This is a genomic window from Kribbella sp. NPDC026596, from assembly GCF_040638415.1.
Classification (GTDB): domain Bacteria; phylum Actinomycetota; class Actinomycetes; order Propionibacteriales; family Kribbellaceae; genus Kribbella.
The window spans coordinates 1-7,995 of record NZ_JBEZYF010000133.1; the positions used below are offsets into that span (position 1 = coordinate 1).

Annotated in this window: 7 protein-coding genes and 2 pseudogenes; 2 read left to right on the forward strand and 7 right to left on the reverse strand. The window is 65.7% G+C overall.

What is annotated here, in order from left to right:
• Positions 1 to 98 precede the first annotated feature (98 nt).
• Positions 99 to 242: pseudogene (locus tag AB0E63_RS45775) on the reverse strand (hypothetical protein); the annotation flags it as partial.
• A 193-nt stretch (positions 243 to 435) separates the two neighbouring features.
• Here AB0E63_RS45775 and AB0E63_RS45780 point away from each other — a divergent pair.
• Complete coding sequence (locus AB0E63_RS45780; protein WP_360381008.1) at positions 436 to 870, forward strand: GNAT family N-acetyltransferase; 435 nt, start codon at positions 436 to 438, stop codon at positions 868 to 870.
• A gap of 40 nt (positions 871 to 910) precedes the next feature.
• Here AB0E63_RS45780 and AB0E63_RS45785 read toward each other — a convergent pair whose 3' ends face one another.
• Positions 911 to 1,699 carry a nucleoside phosphorylase gene (locus AB0E63_RS45785; protein WP_360381010.1) on the reverse strand — a complete coding sequence of 263 codons (789 nt, stop codon included), beginning with the start codon at positions 1,697 to 1,699 and terminating at the stop codon, positions 911 to 913.
• 240 nt (positions 1,700 to 1,939) lie between these two features.
• Between AB0E63_RS45785 and AB0E63_RS45790 the strand changes: the two genes are divergently transcribed.
• Complete coding sequence (locus AB0E63_RS45790) at positions 1,940 to 3,169, forward strand: IS481 family transposase (protein ID WP_360381020.1); 1,230 nt, start codon at positions 1,940 to 1,942, stop codon at positions 3,167 to 3,169.
• A 29-nt stretch (positions 3,170 to 3,198) separates the two neighbouring features.
• On the opposite strand, the gene AB0E63_RS45795 is transcribed toward AB0E63_RS45790, so the two are convergent.
• From AB0E63_RS45795 to AB0E63_RS45815, 5 genes and pseudogenes are all read right to left on the reverse strand, one after another.
• On the reverse strand, positions 3,199 to 4,038 hold the full coding sequence (locus tag AB0E63_RS45795; protein WP_360381012.1) for a transposase: 840 nt from the start codon (positions 4,036 to 4,038) through the stop codon (positions 3,199 to 3,201).
• A 345-nt stretch (positions 4,039 to 4,383) separates the two neighbouring features.
• Positions 4,384 to 4,815 carry a hypothetical protein gene (locus AB0E63_RS45800; protein WP_360381014.1) on the reverse strand — a complete coding sequence of 144 codons (432 nt, stop codon included), beginning with the start codon at positions 4,813 to 4,815 and terminating at the stop codon, positions 4,384 to 4,386.
• Positions 4,816 to 4,972: 157 nt separating this feature from the next.
• Positions 4,973 to 6,196: pseudogene (locus tag AB0E63_RS45805) on the reverse strand (IS110 family transposase); the annotation flags it as partial.
• A 256-nt stretch (positions 6,197 to 6,452) separates the two neighbouring features.
• Positions 6,453 to 7,178 carry a suppressor of fused domain protein gene (locus tag AB0E63_RS45810; protein ID WP_360381022.1) on the reverse strand — a complete coding sequence of 242 codons (726 nt, stop codon included), beginning with the start codon at positions 7,176 to 7,178 and terminating at the stop codon, positions 6,453 to 6,455.
• 383 nt (positions 7,179 to 7,561) lie between these two features.
• A complete protein-coding gene (locus AB0E63_RS45815) occupies positions 7,562 to 7,717 on the reverse strand; it encodes a hypothetical protein (protein ID WP_360381017.1) in 156 nt (51 codons plus the stop codon).
• Between the last annotated feature and the right edge of the window lie 278 nt (positions 7,718 to 7,995).

The following is a 7,995-nucleotide window of genomic DNA, read 5'->3' on the forward strand; positions in this document are numbered from 1 at the left end:
CGTCCTGCCCGCCGCAGGTGAGGGTGGCTGCCCGTTCGAGCCGGGCCGGGTCCGGGGAACTCACTCCTCGGCGGGAGGTGTCGGGGTTCCCACTTCGGCTATTGGGACATGTCGCTGAGCGGTGCACTCATATGCCCTCGTTCCTTGCGTTCGTAGTAGTCGCGGCCCTTGCTGGGGTTGCGGATCTGGACCCGGGCCATGATGTGCAGCACGCGGTTGATCTGCCGGTTCCCTGCGCGCGAGAGGCGGTGGCGGACCTGTCATCTCGCAGGACATCGGTGACAGTTCTGCATCAAGACATCGGTGACAGTTCTAGTGGTCTTGGTGGTGACACTTCGGCGCGTCAGTGCCTGAATCTTGGCCAACGGGCCGCTGTGTGGACTCTAGGAGGTCAATCCGACGGGGTCCCGGGGCCGCTCCATAGGATGAACCCTCGTGGTGATCGAAGAGAGGGCCGCTGACGATGCCGAGTTGTCCGAGCTGCTCGAGGCTGCGTTCGCAGAACTGGTCGAGCGCTATGGTGCCGAGGGTCGTTCGGCGGTGCATGCGGAAGCCCGGTACTTAGTCGCATGCGTGGATGGTGCTGCGGTCGGATGTGGGGCTGTTCAGCCGGCAGGATCGGGCGTTGGTGAGCTGAAGCGGATGTTCGTGCTTCCGCACTACCGAGGTCTGGGAATTGCTCGGAAGCTCGTAGTAGCTCTAGAGGACCTGGCAAGGACGATGGGTTGCCACACGCTGCGGCTCGCAACTGGCGTCCGGCAGCCGGAGGCGATCGCACTCTATGAACGCTGCGGCTATGCGCTTGTTGAGAGGTACGGGAAGTACGTCGACCAGCCGTTGACTCGCTGCTTTCGAAAACTCCTGACCTAAGGACCGTCTGTGGGCGCCTGGATCGGTACGTAGATCGTTCTCATCGACGCTTCGCGGTCGAGGCCGGTTCAGTTCGTGCGGCGGCGTCGAGGGCGAGGTCGAGCAGAGCGGTGCGGACGTCCACGGCTGAGGTCCAGTCTCGACGGTCCCAGGCCTCGCCGGCGAGGGTGTCGCCGGAATAGAGGAGTTGTCCGACGCGGACTCCGCGGAATTGGCCGACGGCGAAGAACGCAGCGGCTTCCATCTCAACCATCAGGCAGCCCTGGTCGACGCGGCGCCGAACCCGTGAGGGCGTCTCACGAAAGATCGCATCTGTGGTCCAGGTACGACCCAGCCGGGGTTTGAGTCCGGCCTCGGTCGCGGTCTGGTGCAAGACCTCGGTCAGGTACGGGTCAGCGTCGACGACCTGGCCGGGCGGCAGGTAGTGGTGCGAGGTGCCTTCGTCACGGACGGCAGAGTCGACGACCAGGACGTCTCCAAGTTCGTGACCGTGCACGAGTGAGCCTGCGCCGCCTACGGCGATGAAGTCTCGACACCCCATAGCGATCGCTTCCTCCATCGCCGAGACGGCGGACGGGGCGCCGACCCCGGGAAAGAACAGCGCGACTCTCCTACCGTTGCGATTCACCTCATGGACCGGGCGACCACGGAAGTCGCTCAGCTTGCCGTGCACCGTGACACCGGGGCGTGTCCCGACAGCGTCTATGGCTTCCTGGAAAAAGCACATCACCGCCACGGCAGGGGCGTCGCTGTCGGCGAAGATCCGGGACGGCTCGATCATCCCTGGCTCGTCGAGGTGTTGATCTTCGAGTAACGGCGAGAGGTTCATGGCCTCGATTATCTGGCGATGCCAATCCGGGCGTCGAGCCAGTGCCCAAAACGGCCGTTCTGAACGGCGGTCTACGAAAGTCGACGATGCGACGGCCCTGTCAGATTCCATCATCAGTGCCCTGGTTGAGCGTGGCCGAGTAGGGACGGCTCGACTGGGTCGGTGCCGAGGAATGAACCTGTCCATGCCCGTGTCCGTCTCGCGATCATCCAGTGGCCACCGGACGCGCCGCGCGGGGCTGTGGCCACGTTCTGCGCAGAGCACGGCATCAGTCGCAAGACGTTCTACGTGATCCGCGCCCGCGCCAAGGCCGAGGGTCAAGCGGCAGCGTTGGAGCCGCGGTCGCGGCGTCCTAGCGCCAGCCCGACCCGGATCACCGATGACGTCAGGAGGCAGGCCTTGGGAGTGCGGGCGGCGTTGGACTCCTCAGGGCTGGACTATGGGCCGATCAGCGTGCACGACAAGATGCACGCGTTGGGCCTGATGCCGGTGCCTTCCACGGCGTCGCTGGCAAGGATCTTCCGCGAGGCGGGCGTCGCCCGTCGTGAGCCGAAGAAGAAGCCACGCTCGGCGTGGCGCCGGTTCGTCTATCCGGCACCGAACGCGTGCTGGCAACTCGACGCCACCGAGTACGTGCTGACCGGTGGCCGCAAGTGCGTGATCTTCCAGCTCATTGATGATCACTCCCGCTACGCCCTCGCCTCCCATGTCGCTTCGAGTGAGACCGCCGCGGCTGCGATCGCGGTGTTCGACAAGGCGGTAGCCGCGCACGGTGTTCCCCAACGGCTGCTGTCCGACAACGGGGTCGCGCTCAACCCCTCGCGGCGCGGATTCTTGGGCCAACTCGTGCAGCACGTGTCACGTCTCGGGGTCGAGGCGATCACGGGCAAGCCTTACAAGCCGACCACTCAGGGCAAGAACGAACGCTTCCATCAGACGTTGTTCCGCTACCTGGACAAGCAGCCGTTGGCCAGCAGCCTGGCCGCGTTGCAGGCCCAGGTCGACGCGTTCGACCACATCTACAACACCGAACGCCCCCACCAGGGGCTACCTGGCCGCATCACACCCCTGACCGCGTGGGAAGCCACCGAGAAGGCCGAGGCGCCGCGCCCCAAGCCCGAGCAACCCTTCATCGTCCGGCCAGCCACCAAGCGCCAACGACGGCCCGCGCCAGCGCCTGAAGACCTGCCCGCCGGCACCACTGTCAGGAGGCTGTCGAGTAGCGGCACCTTCAAACTGGCCGGGGTCATCTACATGGTCGGCGGACAGTACGGCTTCTACCAGGTCCTGGTCATTGTCGATGGCGACACCATCACCGTGGCTGACCTCGACGGCGAGGTCCTCATCGAGCACACCAGACCCGCGCCCGGCGTGACCTACCTCGGCAACGGCCGACCTTCCGGACAACGCCCCAAGACCGACCGAAACGTCACCGAAGTCCTGACACACCCATCGTCACCGATGTCCTGATGCAGAACTGTCACCGAAGTCCTGAGACATCACAGGCGGTGGCGGACCTGGTCGCCGGAGGAGGCGTCGATGGGGGCAGTCCCGTTCCAGGACGCGAAGTGGGCCTTGCTCGGGAAGCGGGTGATATCTGCGACTTCGACCAGTAGCCGGGCCGCCCCGGACGGGCCGATGCCGGGCAGGTCGAGCAGGCTGGTGCCGGTGGCGGCGAGGAGGTCGGTGAGTTCGGTGTTGGCGGACTTCTTGCGCTGGTAGATCCGCTCGAGGTCTGCGACCAGTTCGGCGGCGACCCGCCGTCGGGCCTTGCCTGCGGCGTCGCGGGGTCGGACCTTTGCGAGCAGGGCCTTGGCCTGGCGTGCGGTCAGGTCCTTCTTCGCCCCGCCGGGGATCAGTTCCAACAGCAACTGGTGCAGTTGGGAGACCATCCGGGTGTGGTCCTCACCCAGGGAGCGGCGCCGGTCGACCAGGATCCGCAGCACTGCGAGTTGCTCGTCGTTGACCACGGGGCGCAGGCCCGCCATCCGGGTGCCGACCAGCGCGACCGAGCGCGCGTCGGTGGCGTCGGTCTTGCGTCCCTGCCCGGTCGCGAAGACTCGAGCGCGGGCAGACAGTTTGGGCGGTACGTCGACGACGTCCTCACAGTCGGCGAGCAGGCGGTTGGCGATGTGCTTGCCGATGCCGGCGCACCCTTCGATCGCCCAGACCCGGTGCGGCCACTGCTTGCCGTAGCGAACCATCGCGGCGTAGCCGTCGCGGTCGGTGCCGAACCGGCCGCCACCGCGCACGGCCTCGTCGGCGCTCATCACCTCGATGGTTGCCGAGCGCTTGTGCGGGTCCATGCCGATGACCACGCGATCTGCTGTGGAGCTCATGTCGTCCTCCGTTGCTCGATCCACCGCGGTTGTCGAGCCGGGAGGGCGCCGCTGCTTCGAGTAGCACAAACCCCTCTTGAGCCTCTCCTGGCCCTAGCGGCGCCCGGACCGCGCAGGCCAAATGAGAGCCACACGACCAGCGTGGGCAGCCGCGATGAGAGCGACGGACCGAGCGCCTGGACCGAGCCTCGCCAGGATCGGTCCCAAGAGCAATGAAACAAGCAGCCGCGATCCGCGCTTCCGCACTGTCGCAGATGTCCTGGCAGACGAACGTCGCGCATCACTCGCCGAGGACATCGCCTGTTACCCACTCATTCGAGGACCGGGCCGGTGTGGCCACGGCAGTCAGCGGCGTTTACGTCGAGCCCGGCCTCTGCCAACCCACTGCCTGAGTTCATCCGTCGCCTCCTCATTTCGCCTCGCTACCTGCGGAATAACCCTGCCCGGCTCCGCGAAGGCGATGATCGGCGTCCACACGATCCGTCCGGAGCGGCTGGACCATCGGACCGCAGGGAAGTAGGTGATCGCCCGAATGCTTGACCGCGGAATCCTGCGGCTCCAGAACAGGCCCCGGACAGTCATCGTTGCGCTGTCACAACTGACACCGAGGCGGAACCCCCGAACGGACATGGCGACGCCGACACCTGCCAGCACGGCAGCGCCGACCTGGTGCAGGACCCCTGAAGCTCCGAACCACCACTCGATGCCAAACCCGACAGCCACGACGCCGGGAACCATGTTCGCGAGGCGGGTAACCATCAGCGGGCGCAGTTCCACGACGCCAATGGTGACATCACCAACCGAACTCAGTCTTCCCGTCCTCGGGGCTACATTCCCTGAGCGATGTTGCCAGACGAGACGCACTGATCTGGTCCCCCTCTGTGTCAAGGGCGCGGTCTCTTCGCCGTGGAGTGTGCGCCGACGCTTGTCGCCGTCAAGGTCGTTCGTCCGTGGGGCGCTCCACTTTGACGGCTCCGGCGCGTCGTCGTGGCCGGCTGGCTGTCGAGGCCGTGCAGGGGTTCGTGCGAGGTCGGGATTGGGGTAGCGTCGATGGTGCGGGTCCGGGCTGTGGCTTGTCCGAAGAGCCGATGACCGGGGTGTGTAGGTCGGCCGCGCTGGATTGTGGAGTCGCCCCCGAGTGCCCACCCGGATCCGCCTCTTGCTCGACGGTTCCGCGGGTGTGCGCGTCTGCGACGAGCTGGCGGTAGACAGCGTCAGAGAGCCGTCGTTTCAAACAGCGCAACGCTTCCATCGTGGTCTTGGATCCGTCGAGCTTGCGGCGGTAGTACGCGCGCCCTTCGGTGTCGTGGCGGATCTGCACGATCGCGGCGACGTGCAGCACGTGGTTGAGCCGGCGGTTCCCGGCTCGGGACAACCGGTGCCGGACCTGGTCACCGCTGGAGGCGTCCAGGGGTGCGGTGCCGGTCCAGGACGCGAAGTGGTTCCGGTCGGGAAACCGGGCCACGTCACCGACGTCGGACAGTATCCGTGCGGCCCCAGCGGGACCGACTCCATAGAGATCCATCAGGTGCGAGCCACGTGCCTGCACAGCAGCACGGAGCTCTTTATTGATGGCTTTGAGCTTGGCGTCGACAGCGACCAGGTCAGTGATCTCATCAACGGCCATCCGCCGCATCGTCTTACCAACCAGGGTTCTGGGCCGCACCGACGCCAAGAACCTCTTGGCCTGCAACGCCGACAGATCGCGTTTGGCACCGCCGGGGACCAACTCGGCGAGTAATCGCTGCAACCGGTTCACCGTCTGCACCCGACGGTGCGACAGCTCGTCGCGACGATCGGTCAGCAGCCGCAGCGCGACCAGTTCCTCGTCGTAGGCGAGCTGTTTGAGTCGCGGCGTGCGCACCGCGACCATCGCGACCGCATGCGCATCGGTGGCGTCGGTCTTGCGGGCGTTGCCGGTGTCGAACACCCGCACCCGGGCCGCCAGCTTCGCCGGCACGTCGACCACGGTTTCGCCTCCGGCGAGCAGCCGTTGCGCCAGTGGCCGGCCCACCCCGTTGGCACCCTCCACCGCCCAGCGGTGATGCGGCCACTGCCGCGACACGTAGCCCAGCATCAACCGGTAGCCGGCCGTGTCGGTGCCGAACCGACCCAACGCCAGGACTGTCGCGTGTTCGTCGATCACTTCGATCGTCGCCGACTTCTTGTGCGGTCCACACCCACAATCACTCGACTCATCCCATCGACCTCCTCGCTCGAGCTGACATCGGCGAGACGGGCAGAGCTACTTCGAGCCCGGGCAGTCCCCTCTTGAGCCACGCCGCACCACGGCACCCGGCGGGTCCGCAGCCCAGATGAGAGCCACACCCGGCAAAGGTGGGCAGCCGCTGAAATGAGAGCGTCCCGCCGAGCACCTCGACCCCAGCCTGGACCGACCGGAGCCGTAGGAGAAGTCAACAAGTAGCCGCGATCCGCGCTGTCACGCCGATGAGCGGGCACCTGTCAGACGTAGCTAAGAGAGCGGGAAAGATCCGTGACGAGATTGGGGTTTCCGTCTTCGGCGATGCGTCGCACCAAGTCCTTTGCCCGCTCGGAGGCACCTTCTCGAGACTCGCCTGCAACCCAGTCCACTTCAGATTGTGTGATCCGACCAGTTGGATGAAGTCGACCCGGCCGTGGACTGTGTCGATCCCACGGGCCTCCGTGTCCGGCACCATCACATAACTCGTCAAGAGGGTGCCGCTCTCGGTCTGCAGCGGCTGGCCCCGGCCGCTGATGAATTGGAACGGCTCGAACCAACGCTCTGACGTGTACGTGTACCGCCCGAGGTTGCTCAGGGAGTTGACCGCCCATCGGCATTCGTCTGGCCCGTTGGCCCGGACTTTCATGGTCATCTCGTAACCCCAGCCGCTGAATTCGCCGCCGAACGACTCTTCATCGACGTAGAGCTTGGACATGCCGTAGGTCAGTAGGTGCTGGTAGCCATTCGGGCTGGGAAAGATGCTGTACCCGTCGATGTACTCCTCGCCCCCGAAAATGGCTCGTGCGTGAAGGGCTGCGCCTAGGTGTGGGGGCGTGATGCCCGGATAGAGGGCGTCGAACGCCGCGTCGATAGCGAGCCACCCGGGCGCCCAATCGTCTTCGGCTTCGGCGCGGGCGAGGTACTCGGCCTTGGTCATCACCAGCCGATCATGACAGCCGTCCGCGACGAAGACGCGCAGAGGGGGCGCACGGACTGCCGCGTTCCGCGCACTGTCACGCCGAGAGTCGTACGTCGCGATCCCGCCGAACGAGCGGGATGCCCGATCAACTCAGGGAGAATCCGTCCATTTCGTCGTGCTCGGCGGCGGACCACTGATCACGCAGCAAGATGCGTACCTTCTCGAAGACCTTCCGATCGACTTCTCCGGACAGTGTCAGAGTGCACACGCCTAGGGCTCCCGGGCGTGCTGGCGCACCGGGTGAACTAGAAACTCCATCCCAGGAAGTGTCCACCGACTCATCGTCTGCATGTATCTCGACGTGAATGCCGGTCCTCTGCCGTGGGCGGTGAGTTCACCGCTCACCCAGTCCAGGCCATCGGGTCAATCCGCCCCACACGGCCTTTGACGGTGGACGCATCGAGGCCCAGATCGCGAAGGCCGCGTAGCAAGCCGCCGAGCAGCATGTCGGAAGTCATACTCCCTCGGTCGAAGAAGTAGTCGAGCTGGTAGGCCATGCCGCAGATCATGCCAGAACGCTGAGTCGCCGAGACGACATGACAAGGCCTCTCCGGGCGAAGGTACCGGAGGGCGCTCGGGGCCGAACGCGAACGTACGGAAATGCCGCGTTCCGCGCGGTCATGCCGATGTGAGGTCGATCCGGAGCTACGATTCTCCGGTCAGCGAATCAACCCCGTCGTTAGCCCCGGCGTTGCAGTAGCGAAGTGACGAGGTGCGTCGACACGGGGCGTAGATGCAGCGAAGTGCCTTGCCTGCCTGAGATTCTGGACTTGCT